The sequence below is a fragment of the Paenibacillus taichungensis genome, from assembly GCF_050994985.1.
GTDB lineage: Bacteria > Bacillota > Bacilli > Paenibacillales > Paenibacillaceae > Paenibacillus > Paenibacillus taichungensis.
Map to the genome: position 1 here is coordinate 3,816,842 of NZ_CP194720.1, position 15,770 is coordinate 3,832,611.

At 46.8% G+C, this 15,770-nt stretch carries 15 protein-coding genes; 3 read left to right on the forward strand and 12 right to left on the reverse strand.

Annotated features, from left to right (window positions below; all coding sequences use genetic code 11):
• Positions 1-199: 199 nt before the first annotated feature.
• Positions 200-1,258 carry a YkvI family membrane protein gene (locus ACR1R9_RS16895; RefSeq protein ID WP_076289378.1) on the forward strand — a complete coding sequence of 353 codons (1,059 nt, stop codon included), beginning with the start codon at positions 200-202 and terminating at the stop codon, positions 1,256-1,258.
• 89 nt (positions 1,259-1,347) lie between these two features.
• On the opposite strand, the gene ACR1R9_RS16900 is transcribed toward ACR1R9_RS16895, so the two are convergent.
• The 6 genes from ACR1R9_RS16900 to ACR1R9_RS16925 all read right to left on the reverse strand — a co-directional run bounded on the left by ACR1R9_RS16900 (position 1,348) and on the right by ACR1R9_RS16925 (position 8,314).
• Positions 1,348-2,478, reverse strand: coding sequence for a glycosyltransferase family 4 protein (locus ACR1R9_RS16900; RefSeq protein ID WP_433923138.1), 1,131 nt, complete (start codon positions 2,476-2,478; stop codon positions 1,348-1,350).
• Between the two features lie 440 nt (positions 2,479-2,918).
• Positions 2,919-3,473, reverse strand: a complete 555-nt coding sequence (locus ACR1R9_RS16905; protein ID WP_433923137.1) for a GNAT family N-acetyltransferase — start codon at positions 3,471-3,473, stop codon at positions 2,919-2,921.
• A gap of 103 nt (positions 3,474-3,576) precedes the next feature.
• Positions 3,577-4,632 carry a hypothetical protein gene (locus ACR1R9_RS16910; RefSeq protein WP_433923136.1) on the reverse strand — a complete coding sequence of 352 codons (1,056 nt, stop codon included), beginning with the start codon at positions 4,630-4,632 and terminating at the stop codon, positions 3,577-3,579.
• 99 nt (positions 4,633-4,731) lie between these two features.
• A complete protein-coding gene (locus ACR1R9_RS16915; protein WP_099853719.1) occupies positions 4,732-5,535 on the reverse strand; it encodes a Cof-type HAD-IIB family hydrolase in 804 nt (267 codons plus the stop codon).
• 347 nt (positions 5,536-5,882) lie between these two features.
• Positions 5,883-6,629 (reverse strand): pseudouridine synthase, encoded by a 747-nt coding sequence (locus ACR1R9_RS16920; RefSeq protein ID WP_433923135.1) that lies wholly within the window; start codon positions 6,627-6,629, stop codon positions 5,883-5,885.
• Positions 6,626-8,314: an RsmB/NOP family class I SAM-dependent RNA methyltransferase gene (locus tag ACR1R9_RS16925; RefSeq protein WP_433923134.1), complete on the reverse strand. Its 1,689-nt coding sequence runs from the start codon at positions 8,312-8,314 to the stop codon at positions 6,626-6,628. The genes ACR1R9_RS16920 and ACR1R9_RS16925 overlap by 4 nt, the downstream gene beginning before the upstream one ends.
• Positions 8,315-8,535: 221 nt before the next feature.
• On the opposite strand from ACR1R9_RS16925, the gene ACR1R9_RS16930 reads away from it, so the two are divergent.
• Positions 8,536-9,084, forward strand: coding sequence for a thioredoxin family protein (locus ACR1R9_RS16930; RefSeq protein WP_099853532.1), 549 nt, complete (start codon positions 8,536-8,538; stop codon positions 9,082-9,084).
• 210 nt (positions 9,085-9,294) lie between these two features.
• On the opposite strand, the gene ACR1R9_RS16935 is transcribed toward ACR1R9_RS16930, so the two are convergent.
• From ACR1R9_RS16935 to ACR1R9_RS16945, 3 genes are all read right to left on the reverse strand, one after another.
• Positions 9,295-9,789, reverse strand: coding sequence for a DUF309 domain-containing protein (locus tag ACR1R9_RS16935; RefSeq protein WP_076292026.1), 495 nt, complete (start codon positions 9,787-9,789; stop codon positions 9,295-9,297).
• Positions 9,776-10,591, reverse strand: a complete 816-nt coding sequence (locus tag ACR1R9_RS16940; protein WP_053783647.1) for a GTP pyrophosphokinase — start codon at positions 10,589-10,591, stop codon at positions 9,776-9,778. The genes ACR1R9_RS16935 and ACR1R9_RS16940 overlap by 14 nt, the downstream gene beginning before the upstream one ends.
• Before the next feature lie 135 nt (positions 10,592-10,726).
• Positions 10,727-11,824, reverse strand: coding sequence for a quinone-dependent dihydroorotate dehydrogenase (locus tag ACR1R9_RS16945; RefSeq protein WP_175381654.1), 1,098 nt, complete (start codon positions 11,822-11,824; stop codon positions 10,727-10,729).
• A 255-nt stretch (positions 11,825-12,079) separates the two neighbouring features.
• On the opposite strand from ACR1R9_RS16945, the gene ACR1R9_RS16950 reads away from it, so the two are divergent.
• Entirely contained in the window at positions 12,080-12,217 is a 138-nt protein-coding gene (locus ACR1R9_RS16950; protein ID WP_162842436.1) for a hypothetical protein, read from the forward strand.
• 86 nt (positions 12,218-12,303) lie between these two features.
• Here the strand turns inward: ACR1R9_RS16950 and ACR1R9_RS16955 are convergent, their stop codons facing one another.
• The 3 genes from ACR1R9_RS16955 to ACR1R9_RS16965 form a co-directional block, all read right to left on the reverse strand.
• Entirely contained in the window at positions 12,304-13,743 is a 1,440-nt protein-coding gene (locus ACR1R9_RS16955; RefSeq protein WP_433923133.1) for a L,D-transpeptidase family protein, read from the reverse strand.
• 171 nt (positions 13,744-13,914) lie between these two features.
• Positions 13,915-14,157 (reverse strand): ferredoxin, encoded by a 243-nt coding sequence (locus ACR1R9_RS16960; protein ID WP_053783645.1) that lies wholly within the window; start codon positions 14,155-14,157, stop codon positions 13,915-13,917.
• Positions 14,158-14,276: 119 nt separating this feature from the next.
• Positions 14,277-15,581, reverse strand: a complete 1,305-nt coding sequence (locus ACR1R9_RS16965; RefSeq protein ID WP_433923132.1) for a DNA polymerase IV — start codon at positions 15,579-15,581, stop codon at positions 14,277-14,279.
• Positions 15,582-15,770 lie beyond the last annotated feature (189 nt).

Consider the following 15,770-nt stretch of genomic DNA (forward strand, 5'->3'; position numbering starts at 1 on the left):
ACCTCCCAAGCCTATCCTATGACGTAAAAGTATCATAGATCCGGCTCTCAGTTCAAGCGAAATTGCCTTTGCTCTTGTTCAGAGCATGTTAAATGACCCTTTGCCACACTTCAATTGTCATGACTTTGACGGGTCAAGCATACCTTGTACCATGGCACCCGCATGTCCAAACTATTCAGGGGCCTGAGAGGGGAAACGCATGAAACAGGCATTTCGGGTGCTGCAGATCGCATTTACATACATTGGAACGGTAGTAGGAGCCGGCTTTGCAACAGGGCAAGAGATATTGCAGTTCTTTACCCAGTATGGCAAATGGGCCACCATTACCATTGGCTTATCGACCATGCTCTTTGTCTGGTTAGGTACAAAAATGATGCTGATTGCCCATGATACCGGCTCGCGCTCTTACGAAGATCTCAACAAGCATCTATTCGGTCATAAAGCAGGAAACTGGATTACATGGGTTACCCTTGTGATACTCATTGGAGTAAACAGTGTCATGCTGGCCGGAGCAGGGTCGGTCTTTGTAGAGCATCTGGGACTTCATTATCAGACCGGACTGATTGTTACCCTTATCGGTACTTATCTGCTGCTTGGACGGGGTATTCAGGCTATTCTACAAATGAACAGTATCGTGGTGCCTATGATGCTCCTGCTCTCTCTGCTTATGATCACCAGCACCATACATCATCCCGGCGCAAACCGATTTATTACATTAACCACGGACAGCAATCCAATCCAGGTCTGGTTATCTCCTCTTTTGTATACTTCATTCAACCTGGCACTTGCCCAAGCAGTGCTCGTTCCGGTGGGGAATCAGATTCGCAGCCGAAAGGTACTCAAATGGGGCGGCGTTCTGGGCGGGATTGGTGTAGGATTCATGCTTATGGCAGCCCACTTCGCCATGTCAGCCCAGATGCCTGGCATCACACAATTTGAAATTCCGATGGGCAGCATTGCCTTTCAACTTGGATGGGTAGTCCAGTCTATCTATGTATCCCTGATTTTTATGGAAATCTTCAGTACATTTGTAGCCGATATTTATGGAATGACCCTCCAACTCAGACAGCATGTCCACGTACATCCCAAACTAATCATACTGGCCATCATGCTGCTATGTTATTCGCTCAGCCAGTTTGGATTCAGTTCCCTGCTCTCTATCCTTTACCCCATTTTCGGCAGTTTGGCACTTATCTGGGGTGCAAAATTAGTAATGGATCGATGGGGAAGCTTTCGAGGTCGTAACAAACACCTATAACAACGTATTTTTGTTGGGAAACATCATTTCCCTAAATATAAAAAAGCCGCTGTTCATACAGCGGCTTCCTTCTTTTCCCTTTCCAGAAGTTAGAACTGGCTCGGAAATTGCAAATACATTTTTTTCAGTTCATTGACCGATCTGCCCAAAGAGTAATGGGTTTTGGCCTTCTCACAGGCCGAACGAGCGAGCTCATAACGGTACGCCGGGTCAACCATCACCTTCTCCAGCGCTTCTGCCAGTGCAGATGGATCTTCTGAAGGCACCAGCAAGCCGTTACTGCCGTTCTCGATCTGCTCTGGTATGCCGCCAACATCTGTACCTACAAGAGCAAGACAGCTAAGCGCTGCTTCCGCGAAAACAGATCCGAATGCCTCCGCCCGCGAAGGAAGTACAAAGATATCAAAAAATGGCATGAATTCCTCCGGGTGCAGCGTGTAACCATAAAAAATAGTCTCATTATAAATGCCCAGCCGCTGGGCTAATTCTTCCAAATCTGGACGGATCGGTCCGTCCCCGATAATATGAAGCACATAATCATGTCCCCGCGCTTTCAACTCGGCACAGGCTTTGAACAGAATATCCAGCCCTTTCGCCGGAACCAGACGGCATACGGTGACCAGCTGTGGTATCGTATTCTCATGGGGAATTGGCTTGAACCTTTTCTCATCAAAACCATTCGGAATCACACCGATAACATCGGGATGCTGTACATGAGGCGCCAGATAACGACGGAAAGAATCCGATACCGTTAATAACCGCTCTGCCTGGTACTCCAGTTCACCATAGATGGCCAGCAGGAATTGATGCTCTGGTCCGTTTGGCTCAATGCGTCCATTCAGTATCAGCTCTCGCTCATAACTGGAGTGGATGGTTTGAATTAGAGGAACATCCGGGAAAACCTTCTTCATTGCAAGCCCCGCAATAGGGTGATGGGCATGAATCAGATCGTAAGGCTTCTGAATACGCAGCTTGGTCCACCACAAATAATCCCGGTAGGTTTGCATATATTTTTGCACAACAGGACTATCCTGATACGCAGTCCAATCGAACGTCTCAAACTGGATATCTTCCCTGCCCTTGTTGCGAATTCGCTTAGGCAACGAGAATAGATCCATCTCCCACCTCGGGGTTGTAAACCTCTCTTGCATATACGGAATCATAGAGGATACACCTCCGGGCTGCTCCGGAGGAAAGAAAAGCGCCTGCAGCAATCTCACCGTTAGTTCCCCCTTTCTAGCATAAATCTTTTCATTACATCTTCAATCATGATATATCAGAACATATGTTCAGTAAAGGTACAAAATGAGATTCCTTATCACTCGCTCATTTACAGCCGAATACTAGAATTCATTTCAATATCAATTGTACCATGTTGCATCTGACGCTGACGACATTACGAATACTGTTAGGTACTGAGGAATTCCACTTGAAGTAATCGCTATCTGACTGCCATTATTCTACTATACGTTATCTTTTTCATCTTGTTTGAGCGAAAGCCCTTACTCCGGAGTCGTATATACAACATATTCAGAAGATGCTCGGCTAAGAAGCGGATGTATGGATTGAAAGTTAAACCTCTTTGCCCACATGCAAATGAAAGCCGGTGAGCAGTGGTAGCTCCCGGCTTTTGAATGCACCCGATATGTTGCATACAGTGTTATACAGACAGATGTGTGACCGCCTTCTCATACGTACTGAAGCCGTCTGTCTCTCCCACAAAAGTATAGTCATTACGCACATAGAATGCGTTCAATGTTGCGTTCTCGGCTCCACAATCCAATCGGACGATATGTTTGTCCTCAAACTCTATCCCGCTGCTGGACCATTGCAAAATCGCCCTTCCCAATCCACTCTGGGCATACTTTCTGCGAATGGCTAATCGGTGCAAATAAAGTGCGCCATCCCCGGCATGCGCTTTGCTTCCCCACAAATGCACATCCCACGCACTTGGCTGGCTCATCAAAATAACCATGCCAGCTACGTCAGAACCCTTTTTAAATACAAATACGTCGCCACGCTGAATAGCCTCCGCCGTATTATGAGAATCCTCACCTTTTAACAACGCATTCCATTGAGAAGACCCCTGGCTCCGCAGCCATTCGGCTGTTTCCATAAGCAGAGACATCACATCCTCCGTGTCTTCCGGCTGAGCCTGCAATGCCTTAAATTCATCATTAATGTAGTCTGTTGTGATACTGAATGAGTGCTTCATGATTCTCCTCCACTTCCAGGTCTCTCTTAAACTAATGGTACTATACCGGGAAATGGCTTTTTCGTCAAAAAAGAAAACAAAAAAAGGCAAGAGGCTGTGCCTCTTACCCTTCAATCTTCGCTTCATCAATAATTTGATTTCGGTATAACATCGTCAGATGTAATGTATCAAACTCAAGCTCTTTTTCCAGCTCTCGCATCAGAACTTCAACCAAACTCTTTCGCTGAACACTTGTGCCGGGAACCTGATAATCGATATAGCCTGACAAATCTGCTTGTGAGGTATCAATCGTTGCTGTACCTACAGGTAGCCCTCCGCGTTCTTGTAGGAACAGTTCATATACCCGAAACTCCCGATCTTTGCGTACCAACATGACATAACAAGCTTCTTCAGCAGCTTCAATCTCTTCGAGATCTTCTTCGGACGCTATCTGATCATCATCCGCAAAATCTCGGTGTACCCATTCCGCAGATTCCAGCTCCTGCCCTTGATGCCACATGCGGATCGTAATCGTATCGATGATTTCTTCATCCAGCTCTCGTACCAGCAGCTCGGCAGCCGCATCCTGATAATTCTCTGCTGGTTCATCATACCAGTGGATCTCACCCTGTACATCTGCACCATATTGTTTCAGAGAGGCTTCGGCCAGTTCCTGTCCATTGGCGTCATTAAATACATAGGTGGAAATGCTGCGTCCGGCGCTTACAAGCTCCATCTCAAGCAAATGTTCGGGGTCTTCATATGTAAATGATTCGGCTTGTGAGCCAGGAATGACGTGTACTTCATTTACATCAGTTCGACCATTCTGTCCATCGTGATTATACGTATCTTCAGACCGTGACGACTGAATGAACACATCCGTTTGAGACTCTGGCTTCTGTAACACAGAATACAGTGTACCGCAGCTTACAAGCACTTCATATTCAGCAGCACTTACCGCATCCGCGAGAGAACGAATATATTCGTGCACCTGCTCAACTATATACTGTTCTGTCTCGTCAGGTAGTGAATTTTGCTCAATCTGAAGGCTGCCGGATACCCGATCCCCTTCCCTGAACACGAGCAGCAATGAACCCGCATATTGACCGTCCACCATAATATCCTGCACTTCGCCGCCTGATGTACGAAGATCAGGAATCAGCTCTACTTTCAGTTCCATGCACCTGTCCTCCTCGGTTCCTAACGTTATTCTATTAGGTTACCCTTGAGAGCGACAGTTTATAAGATACAACGATATTCAGATTTTAAGAGCGAACTATTAGACGGACAACACATATTTTTGGATAGCGTGGGCCACACCCTGATCGTTGTTGGAAAGTGTAACCTCATCCGCAGCAGCCTTAACTTCCTCCGGGGAATTGTCCATCGCCACCCCTTTGCCTGCAAAGGTCAACATGGTGATGTCATTATAGTAGTTACCTACCGCCATGATCTCGGAAGGCAGGATTCCTTTTGCTTCGGCCAGTCTTTTTAGAGCTGCACCTTTGGAGGCTTCGGGATGCATCAGATCAATGAAAAAATCACCGCTACGAGTCATATAATATGGAAGATTCCAGGTTGACCACTCCTGCTGCACTGCGTTCATTTGCTCAATCGGTCCAAACGCAGTGAATTTCGCAAGCGGCTCTGTCATATCCGCCCATTGCGGCAGCTTTAATGGCTCTGCCATAAAGTTTTGATACATCTCGCGTACCTGCAACTCCAAACCTTCCGGCTGATCCACATAGAGTCCAAACGCTGTGTTGATATCAAAATGCACACCTTGCGTGCGGCAGTAAGTTATGAAAGGCTCCAGCCCCTGTCCATCCATGGCAAAATGGTGCACCACTTCACGAGTCTGAACCTGTGCAGTTACCGCTCCATTATGTGTAATGACATATCCGTCAAGTCCCATCTGCTCCATAAACGGGATCGTGTTCGCAGGACCTCTGCCTGAACACAGGACAATCTCAGCTCCCTGACGGGAAGCACGAATTAAGGTCTCTTGCGTCATTTCGGTAAGTTCATGATGATCATTAAGCAGCGTTCCATCAACATCCAGTGCGATTAATTTAATTGTCATTTGTCTTCATTCCTTATCTGTAAAAGAGTCGCACCCACCCAAACCCTCCCTTCCGAGGGAGGGCCCCAGAGGGCTCTGCCCTCTGGACTCCCGTCTCGTTTACCGGCGGCAGGTAGGAGCTTGCTATGTGACGGTCGGTGTGGGAACGCTTGGTTGCCGGGTCTGCCGCTTAACAGCGGCGGTCCCGCCCAAGCTCAAGCGGGACCATTACGGGCAGGGCTTCGCCTTCTGCCCGGGCTCCCTGCTTCGCTTCGCGAAGGACGGGAGCTGCTGCACCTTTGGTGCGGTGGGCAGGACTTCGCCTCCTGCCCGGGCTCCCTGCTCCGCTTCGCGAAGGACGGGAGCTATTACTTCCGCAGACGATTTAACTCGTCTGCGGTTAGTTCACGATAACTGCCAATTTCCAGATTGGCATCCAGCTCCAGGTCACCCATGGCAACACGTTTCAAATAAACCACACGTTTGCCAACAGCCTGGAACATTCTTTTCACCTGGTGGAACTTGCCCTCATGAATGATCAATGAAATGGAAGAGAATACGCCCTCTTCCGTTTCCTCACGTTCCAGCACAGTCAGTTCCGCTGGCAACGTCTCATATCCATCATCCAGCTGAATGCCGGCTTTGAATTTTTCGATATCTTCTTCATCAACGTTCCCCAGCACACGAGCTTCATACGTCTTGGGCACATGTTTACGCGGGGACAACAGATCATGGGCAAGTGGCCCATCATTAGTAAGAATGAGCAGACCCTCGGTATCTTTGTCGAGTCGTCCCACAGGGAACGGATCGAAGACACGCTCCTCTTTACGCAGCAGATCAATCACCGTTTTATCCCGATTATCTTCGGTTGCCGACACCACGCCAGGTGGTTTGTGCAGCATCAGGTAGATCATTTCCCGATAGACGATCCGTTCTCCATCAGCTTCAATTACGTTTACGTCTGGATTAACCTGCACACCGCTGTCTTTTACCGGTTTCCCGTCCACACGAATTCTGCCCTGCTTGACCATCTTTTTGAGCTCACTTCGAGACCCCACACCCATATGGCTTAATATTTTATCCAGACGCAGCGTTTGTTTTCCTTTTCCACTCATACCGATGTCCACCTCCAGCCTGCTGGATATTCATTTTTCAGTACACCATCCAGCCATTTGCCCCAGCCAGCCGCAAAACCGTCCACACATACCAGCACGAAACCTTTGGCCGCTGTATCTGCTTGACGTTCTACTCGTGCTTCTTCGATGTTCAACGTTTCTCCTTTGAGATACCTTACCGCTTCACCCTCTGCGGAAGATAGGTTAACGGATCTCTGGGCCTCAGCTGCATTCAAAGCACATGCAAGCGGATGAGAGGGCACAAATCGCCCATTCTTCACGGTACCCACAAACCACCCTGGTCGAATAACCTTGAGCCCTTCCAGACGAGCAGCACCCACAGAAGATTGATACACACGATCACCGTAAAACACGGTTTCTCCAGCAAGCTCGATTCCCAAATTTTCTTGTACAAATTGAGCATACACCGTTCCTGGATCGACATTTGCCTGGTCGGTTCCTCGTCCTTGAGTCCGTTCGTTTTTGCGACCACCACGTTCGTTTCCTTTACCCTGTTTTCCCTGAGCCTTGCCACCACGGGTATGCTTATCATTGCGTTCTCTGGATTCGGTTCTCATTAGACGTTCCCGTTTCCGCTCTTCTTTACTGATTGGTGCGGATGCACGGATAAATGGTTCTACCGATTCATTTGGTTCGATGGAATCTGTGTCCACTGCCTGTCCAATTTGTAAAACGCTACCCTCTTTTTGATTTCCATCTTCTTCAGTAAGAGATTCGGAACGATGCTGCAATACAGCAACATAATGACCTTCTCCCTCCAACAGGTGGGGCCACAACCTAGCAGTGCCGCGCGTTTGCTCCAGTACAGATCCCGTCTCTTCTGCTTTTTCGGGCAACATCTGACGCACCCAATCCGGTCGTCCTGGAGCAAATCCAGCACTTCCCGGGATGTCATTCACCACAAAATCAGGATTGATGTTCAGAAATTCCGCTATCATCGCTTCATTTTCCTCTGGTGCAAATGTACATGTGGAATATACGATGGTCCCCCCTGGAGCAAGCAGCTTGGCCGCAGTCTCCAGAATATCGCGCTGCATCAGCACACATTTTTCCACCGAATGATTTTCCCAGGATTTCACCATGTCCTCATCTTTACGGAACATACCCTCACCCGAACAAGGCGCATCGATTAACACTTTATCAAAATAATGAGGAAATGCATTCGCAATCCGTTCCGGTGATTCATTCAATACAACAGCATTGCGTACTCCATACAGTTCCACGTTTTTGGCGAGGGCTTTCGTACGTTCCGCATGGATATCATTCGTAACGAGCACACCTTTCCCCTGAAGCTTGGCAGCAATCTGGGTTGTTTTCCCGCCAGGAGCCGCACATAGATCCAGCACGCGTTCCCCGGGTTTCACATCCAATAATTCAACTGGGGCCATAGCGCTTGGTTCCTGGATATAATACAAACCCGCATGATAATAAGGGTGTAACCCCGGCTTAACTCCATGAGGCACATAAAAACCCGTTCCGCACCACGGAATGGGTCGCATATCAAATGGAGCAATTTCCTTGAATTGTTCCAGCGATATTTTTAACGTATTCACTCTCAGCCCCGCATGTGGCGACTGCTCATAAGATTTCATAAATTGTTCAAATTCATCGCCTAACAAGCTTTTCATCCGCTCGGCAAATATCGAAGGCAGCTGTACAGCCATAATCCCACTCATCCTGTCTTGTTAAAATTGCATATAGTTCTATGTTATCATATCCGGGCAATGCTTTCCTATTGCTTCATACATATTCCACTACAGCGTGTAATGTAGTATAATGGCAAGTAGATTGATTGATGTGCAAAAATTCGGGTGTTTATGCATATTATCCCATCCTGTATTTTTGCCAAAACTATATTTCGATATGATCGATGGGGGATGTCTTAATGAAATCCAAGAAGAAAAAGAAAAGCGCTGCGATCCTTATTTTCCTGGGTATTTTCGTCGTTTTGATTGCAGCACTTGTCCTGGTGAACCAGCAATCCAAGAAACAAATGGACGCCGTGGGGAATGCTTATGGCATCGCCGCCTCCAAGCTTAATCCTGCAACACGCGAACTGCTGAACGATCCGAACTACCAACAAATTATTTTGCCTGACGATCTGAAAGCTAGAATTGATAACAAAGACAGCTTCTTTGTCTATTTCTTTGCCTCCGACTGCTCACACTGCCGTGCGACAACACCTCAGTTGATGCCACTGGTCGATGAGGAAGGGATTCAACTACCACAGTTCAATCTGCGCGAATTCGATTCCGGTTGGACCGATTATAACATTGAGTACACACCAACTCTGGTATATTATCAGGATGGTATTGAGAAAGACCGCATGGTTGGCGGGCTGCAGGAAAATGGCAGTGACAACGGTTATACCCTGGATGACTACAAGCAATTTTTCGAAAAATATAAAGGCAGTACCACTCCATCAGCAAGCTAATCATATAACTCTTCGTGGTTGCGATGGACCCGCATGGATCATATTGTCCTTTGTATGGACAAGCTCTGGAATCATTCCAAACTTTAATGATGTCCTTTAATATTGAACACCCCGGCCAATTCCTCTATAGGAACTGCCGGGGTGTTTTTTAATATCATATGTCTGAAAATATGTTAATGATGAAATGAATGATGTCTTTACATTACAAGCTTACTCGCTCTGCAAGTTCTGCTCTTGCTGCAATGCTTTCATCTTCTCTTCATAGATTCGTCCACGTGTAGGACTTCGGCGTTGGGGAATATTAGGCTTCAGTTCAAGAGCTCGTTCTCGAACTTCCTGCACCAGCACCTCATCCTGAATCTGAATATGCAAGTCTCTGTAAGGAAAATTCTGCGGCTCAGGACCGGAAAGTCCATGAACCAGCTCCTGTACTTCCTGCACCAACGGCCCAAGGGCAATGCCTCGCGAAGTTTCCGGATATGATTTTAACAGATCTACCGAACTCTGTAACATCATGCGTCCTCCGCGAAGGTTATCATTCCTGAAATGATACAGCCCCACTGCAATCTGCAGCAATCCTTTATACAGAGAATCCCGATCCCGTTCAAGCCATAGTTCTTCCAATACCTCATGGCATTCAAAGTAGTCCTGATCCCGGTTGAAGTAGATCAGATAGTCCACATACAGCGGCTCATAGCTGCTCATCCGGGTTTTCGCCCTTTCTAGCCGCATTCAGAAGTGCTTTCACATCATCCAGAAGGTCTTTTAACCCTTCCATATCATGACGCTCCCAGCAGTCATTGAAGCGCTTTTGTGCCTCTATTGCTTCGTTCACGAGGTGGTAGAAGTACAATTGATGTATGATGTTCAGCGTTCTTGATACAATATTGGAGTCATCTTCAAAGGCCTTTTGCGCCTCCAGAATTTGCAGACGGATCGCCGACATCTCATTATCGAGTACAAAAGCGGCTTCGGCCGTCTTTTTCAATCTTGCACGCATATCATCCGGCAGACTCTCCCGAAACTTGTAACTTAGGGAGTGCTCGATCGTGGCCCAGAAGTTCATCGCCAGCGTCCGAATCTGAATCTCGGCCAGCACATTTTTCTGCCCTAGAGCCGTCTGAACAGGATACTCAATAATCATATGGAAACTGCGGTAGCCGCTCTCTTTGAAATTGGTGATATAATCTTTCTCGATTAATACCGTCAAATCCTTACGACCACGAATATACTCGGCTACCCGCCGAATATCATCCACAAACTGGCACATAATGCGGATACCTGCAATATCCTCAATGCCTGTTTCCACCTGATCAAGCGGCACATTCAGGCGTCTGGATTTCTCCAGAATGCTGGATATTTTTTTGACACGACCGGTAACGAATTCGATCGGGGCGTATTCTTCCCTTTTCTTAAGCTCCGCCCGCATCGTTTTAAACTTAACTTTCAATTCCTCTACCGCTTGTTCATAAGGAAGTAAAAATGTACCCCAGTCTCTACCGTCCATGCTTATGCCTCCTGTCTCTATAGCTTCCCCTGTTCTTATCCATTATACATGATGTTAAGCGGGGGGAAGAGTTCCGTACGACATTACCCTCTTCCACGCTTCTAATTTTCAATCCGGGGAACTCCGAAACATTGCTTAACGATGCTCTGCACCGACAGCTTCCGAAATATGACTATAACCGTCTTTGCGCAGCAATTCACGCAGTCCGGCATGAATGCGCCGGTTCACTTCAGGTCCTTCATAGATCAATGCCGTATATATTTCCACCAGGCTGGCACCTGCTTTAATCTTTTCGTAAGCATCTTCGCTTGTGAAAATGCCCCCCGATCCAATGATTGGCAGTTTGCCTTCGGTCTGGCGATAGATTTGGCGAATGATTTCTGTGGAACGATCACGCAGCGGCTTGCCACTTAGTCCACCTGTCTCTTTGGCATGCTGATGAGACAGACCCTCGCGGCTGATCGTTGTATTCGTTGCAATGATACCGGCAACTCCACTATCTGCAATGGTACTCACCATATATTCGAGCTCCTGGTCATTCACATCAGGTGCGATTTTGACCAGTACCGATTTAACAGAACCGCCTGCTCTCTTGCGTTGCGTCTCCATCTCATTCATCACAGCGGCAAGCAATTCTTTCAGTTCATTCCCATGTTGCAGATTACGCAAATCCGGTGTATTTGGTGAACTAATATTGACCACAAACAGGTCCGCATAATCGTATAGCGCCCGAATGCATTTCGCATAATCCAAATGCGCTTCTTCATTCGATGTCGCCTTATTTTTACCTATATTTACGGCCACTGGAATACGACGCTCCGAGAGGCGTGCCAATTCACCCGCCATCGCTTCGGCGCCAAGGTTATTGAAGCCCATCCGGTTCACCAATGCCTCATCGGGAGGCAAGCGGAATAACCTTGGCTGGTCGTTACCTGGCTGTGCAAGCGGTGTGACTGTACCCACTTCCATGAAGCCAAACCCGATGGAAGAAAAGCCCGTTACAGCCTGTCCGTTTTTGTCCAAACCAGCCGCAAGTCCTACAGGTGTAGGGAAATGACAGCCGAACATATCCACAGCCAGATCCGATGTTTCACGCACACCATACATGACACGCAAACCGGAAGGAACCGGGCGAATACTCCCCATTCCACTAAGGCCGCCGATAATTAGATGATGGGCCTGCTCAGGGTCCATTTTGAACAACAAGGGTTTAGCAAGACTTCTGTATAACAAATCACTCACTCCGTTCTGGTCCGGTACGCTGAAAAAATGCTTTCCGTCTTTTTCATATGTAAAAAAACACTCTATACACAAGTCTATCCGTTTCTTCTTCAAAAGGAAAGTAGTTTGAGCATAGACAGAAGGATTCGTAATATGCAAAATGCTCACAAGAAATCCACCCGCCTACTGGAAATGGCGAGTTGAATTCTTTACAATGGGAGCATGGCTACATCTATATAGCCTTATTCCATGAAGGAGGAACAGCCCATGGCTCCCAAACGCAAACCACCTACTTTGCAGCAAAAGAAAGATGAGGTCAACCGGAAAGCCATTATCTGGACCGCAGCCAGCGTCGGTGGACTGATCATTATCATTGGTGCGCTTATTATTATCGCCAACCTGTAAATGCTTCAACCTACTGTTTCTGCATCTACATACCAATCCAGCATAGATTTTACGTTTTCTTCGGTCTGAATCACTTGGTTTATCGTTTAATTCAACCAATGATACGTCTTATTCGGATTATTTTGCTTGGGAACAAGTGTGTACCGGTAGCGATCCTTCGCTTCTGGAACCATAGCTGTCTCTGGCAGCAGATCTTTCCCGATGCGTACCGGAGTTCCCTGAGGAGCAAGAGCAAATAGCTCTTCCACATCTTCAGTACTCATCCTCACACATCCAAGGGATTCATCCAGCCCGATACTGTTTGGCTCGTTGGTCCCATGGATGGCATAATTCGTATCCGATAGCTGCATGCCCCTACTTCCAAATTCGCCATTGGAGCGGCCATTGGGATTTACAACTTTGTCTGAAATGACAAACGAACCCTCTGGAGTACGATCTCCCCCAAGCCCTACCTCGTAATTCCGAATAATGGTGTCGCCACTAATCAGTGCAAGCTTATGTCTGCTCTTGTCCACGATAATCTCAAGCCGATCCTGCAAAAAAGGCTTTCCGCCTAACGTATCCACAAACGCAGCGTTTTTGCCTTGTTGCGAATCTGAACCTTCACGTTTTCCCTCGGCTGTGTTTTTTCCTTTACCCATTTGTCCTTGTTGATGCATGGCTAGTAGTTCCGGAAACATCCGGGTCATGCCAGGTGCAGTCTCGCCCAGAATATTATTTGGAAATGGCTGGGCAAGTTGCTCAACACTTTTCGGCCAGTTTCCGTTTCGTTTCTTATATGTAATCATTGCACTCGACAGAGCTGCAGCGGATTCCTGTTTGGCTGTCCAGGCTTGCGCCAGACGCTTGATCTCCGGTGATACTTCCGGCGGTTCACAGTTACACTGTTTGGCATCATAACTCTGTGCCGTTAATTTGCCACTGCTGTTCGTCTGAACGATATATTTCACCGCCATATTTCGCTTCCATAATGTCCAGTTACCTGCGACCTGCATTCCAAGCACAGCCGATGTCTGCACTTTCGCACCAGAACCCGACCATGCAGCTGCAAGTGCAACCTCCCCCTGGTCACCTCCACCGAATGCTCCAGCTGTAAACACATTGGAGTTCACAACAAGAGCCAAATCTTCCTTCGGGTTATTACCTGATTCGTTATCCATGGAATCGTCCGTCGATTCCAAAGCAGAAGCCAACGCCTCGGCTGCATCACGATTGAAACCAGGAGCATCCGCAGGTGGTAATCCTACCAGTACAAGCAGCATCAGCAGGGTAAGCCACATCTTGCGAACACGATGTTTTTTCTCTTTTTGCTCAACCATCTCAACCAGCTTCTCCTGATAATCCACCCATATATCTGCCGGTGCCTTGCTTCGCTCGAAAGCCTCGTAGACTTCACCCGCCTGTTGAAAACAATAGTTCGCCTTGGCTTCCTGCCCTTCACCCAAATATTCCTTACCGAGTAAATACCAGGCCATTTTATTATCAGGATGTTTCTTTACATATGTTCGTAGGTGAGTATTTTGCATCCGATCCTCCATCATTTCGCCTTTTTCCGTTTATATATATATCGGCAAATGATGACAAGAAATCCATAGGACTTGAGTACCCGGATGTAAGCCTCTACATTCGACAAAAAAAGCACATTCCACTGTCCCAAAGACAGAAGAATGTGCTTTTGTATGTTCATATGAAAGAAATTAACCTTCTTTGTTGAAAGGTTCATCTGCAACTTTAATGGAGTCCGTAGGGCAGCCGTCACAAGCATCCTGCATGTCGTCGAACAAGTCATCCGGAATTGCTTTGATCCCTTGGTTAGCATCTCCATCGAAGATTACTTCTGCCAAACCTTCATCATCATAATCATAAATGTCTGGCGCCGTTGCTCCGCATGCTCCGCACGCAATACATGTATCTTTTTCTACCCAAGTAAATTTACTCATTACCAATCTCTCCTCCTATTATTCAAAAACGTACAGTATTTTTATCTAGAAACATATTAATACAAAGTAAGAGTTATTACAAATAATTTTAACAGCCTCAAGACTTCATTATGCCCTATTTAATCGAGACTTTGCAAATTATCTTTTTGCAGCGATGTTCCCCGGACTTTATGATTGCGCAGTAATACGGAAGGATCATCCCCCAGCATGCCAGCAGTAACGACAGCATTTTCGCCAAATTTGTCACGTAACTGATCCATGATGCGAATCAGATTTTCCTTCTTCGGCTTCTGCTCATATTCAAACAGATCCAGCTGTATCGCGGACTCCTCACGCGGAATCAGCGTTTGAAGGGTCACACCCAACATACGAACTGGCTTCCCGCCGCCCCAATGTTTTGCAAATAAAGCACAGGCCTCCCGGTATATGATGGATGCATCTTCAGTAGGCACCTCCATCATCCGTGATCTCGTAATCGTCTTCATATCCGGTGTACGAATCGTAATCTGAATGCCCTGACTAAGCATTTCGTGTTTGCGCAACCGTCTTGCAACCTGGTCACTTATATTCAGTAACACCCGATGTACATCATCCATTTCAGATATATCCGCGGGTAACGTTGTCGTGTGTCCAATCGATTTGTTCGCTTCACGTTCAGCCTGAACTGCCGAATGATTAATGCCGTTTGCTGAATTTTTTAACCAGGAGCCATTAATTCCAAACACATCGGTTAACATCCGCTCGTCTGATTTGGCAAGCTGTCCTATGGTTTCAATGCCCAGTTTCTTCAGCTTTTCCGCTGTCTTTTTGCCAATTCCAAACATCTCGTTACAAGGTCTATGCCATAAAATCTGAGGTACATCCCTCATCCGCAAGATCGAAATGCCATTTGGCTTTTTCAAATCAGAGGCCATCTTGGCAAGCAGCTTGTTGGGTGCAATTCCGATCGAACAGGGCATCCCCAACTCATCCCGGATTCTGGTCTGAATACTTTCCGCAATTTCCAGCGGTGTACCGAACTGTCTGGACCCCGTAATATCGAGATAACACTCATCAATTGAGGTCGCTTCAAGTAGCGGTGTATAACTGTAAGCTATTTTCATGAATTCTTTCGAATAACGACGATATAAATGAAAATCCGGACGAATCACAATTAAATCAGGACATTTCTTCAATGCTTGATGAACAACCATGCCTGTAGAAATCCCCCTGCTTCGAGCTGTGTATGAACAAGTTACTATGACACCTTTGCGCACTTCACTACTGCCAGCAACGGCCGTCGCTTTTCCTCTATATAATTCCGGTTCCTCGGCTTCATGTACAGAGCAATAAAAAGCATTCATATCGACATGCAAAATCACTCGTCCGGCGGTAGGATAATATCGATCTACATTTATGTTGTTATGCGTCTCGTTCGAAGACATGATCCACCAACGCCCTTTCGTATACACAATTCCGTTAAATGCAATCTACTCTATTATATCAAAGTCCCTTATGTAAAAATCATTTATATTCCCTTATTATCGGCGAGGTTTAACGATCGATCGAATGATACCCCACACGGCAACGACAATAATAGCAATAATAATGAATGAAATAATTGTATTCTCCCA